This is a genomic window from Stenotrophomonas sp. (assembly GCF_050737575.1).
GTDB lineage: Bacteria > Pseudomonadota > Gammaproteobacteria > Xanthomonadales > Xanthomonadaceae > Stenotrophomonas.
Genome location: NZ_JBOHXW010000021.1, coordinates 1 through 1443, shown reverse-complemented (window position 1 = coordinate 1443; position 1443 = coordinate 1). Strand labels below are relative to the sequence as shown.

The following is a 1443-nucleotide window of genomic DNA, read 5'->3' as shown; positions in this document are numbered from 1 at the left end:
GAACGGCTCTTGGCGTGTGTCCGTGGGTGGTGTCGGGCGCGGGGTCAGCCGGCTCGTCGTCGGTGTGGCCGGGCGAGCGGGTCGGGCGGGTGCATGCTGAACCGTCCGGTGTCCGGGTCGCGGACGACGAGCCAGCCGTCCTCGTGGATCCTGTGATGACACGTCCAGCAGGTTAAGCAGAGGTTGTCCTCGTCTGTGGGTCCCAGGTCGCGTGTTCCTTTGGGGTGGGCGGGTGGGGGAGGTTGGCGTGGTCGGTGGACCTGGCAGCGGGACGCGGGCGCGCCGCAGCCGACGCAGGTCTGGTCTCTGGCGATGACCGCGACCCGCTGCTGCCTCGTCGGCTGGCGTTGCGTGCGGCCCGCGTCCAAGACTTCCCCGTTGCGGGTCATCGCTGCACTGCAGAGAAAGTGCGGTGAGCCCGAGGGTTGGACGTTGGGGCGCCCCCGACCTGGTCGGACCCAGGTCGGGGGTGCGGGTCATCCGGCTCGTCGCCGGTGTGGCCGGGCAGTGGGGTCGGGCGGGTGCATGCTGAACCGTCCGGTGTCCGGGTCGCGGACGACGAGCCAGCCGTCCTCGTGAATCCTGTGATGACACGTCCAGCAGGTTAAACAGAGGTTGTCCTCGTCAGTGGGTCCCAAATCCCTTGTCCACCAGCGCACGTGATGCACCTGGCAGCGGGAAGCCGGAGCGCCGCACCCCACGCACACCTGGTCGCGGGCGATCACCGCGACCCGCTGAGGGCGGGTCGGCTGCCGTTGCGTGCGGCCCGCGTCCAAGACCTCCCCGTTGCGGGTTCCGTTAAGGGCGGGTGGGTGGGGGAGGTTGGCGCGGTCCACCTCGGCGTCGCAGCAGACCATCTGCGCGGTCGCAGCGCTGACCGGGCCGACCCCGTCCAACCTCGCCGCAGGAGCCCCCGCCTCGCCGTCCAGCGCCTCCGCGGTGGCGATCAGGATCACGTGGGGCCGTTGGACCGCGACCTGGGGCAGGTCGCCTGCGTCGAGCGAGCGTCGGGCCAGCTCGACGAGCGCGTCGGCCATCCTCTGCGGATAGGTGCGGTCGTCGGCGTGGCTGGTTTTGCGGGCCAGCGGGTCCAGCGCGGCGGTCAGCGTGGCGGTGCCGAGCGGGTCCAGCCGAGCGTCCACGCGCCCGGACCCGTCCGCGCCGTCCGAGGTGACCGACGCCCGCCGGTTCGCCCACGCCCGCCGCTCCCGCCCTGCCAGCGCCTCAGGGTCGACCGTGTGCGTCCAGGCGTCCACATGCTCGCGCAGCCGCCGGCGGTCCATCCCGCCGCCGTCGCCGGCGACCAGCCGGTCCAGCTCTTCCCGCACGTCCGGGCGCAGCTCCTTCGCGGTCTGCACCGCGACCTGCGCCTGCCCCAGCCCGATCGTGCCCGCGCGGACCGCAGCGGCGGTCTCGGGCAGCCCCTCCAACGCCACCGCCGTC

Annotated in this window: 1 protein-coding gene; it reads right to left on the bottom strand. The window is 73.0% G+C overall.

Annotated features, from left to right (window positions below):
* Positions 1-476: 476 nt before the first annotated feature.
* On the bottom strand, positions 477-1443 hold a 967-nt coding region (locus ACREP4_RS16955), incomplete at its 5' end, for a DUF222 domain-containing protein (RefSeq protein WP_431597373.1).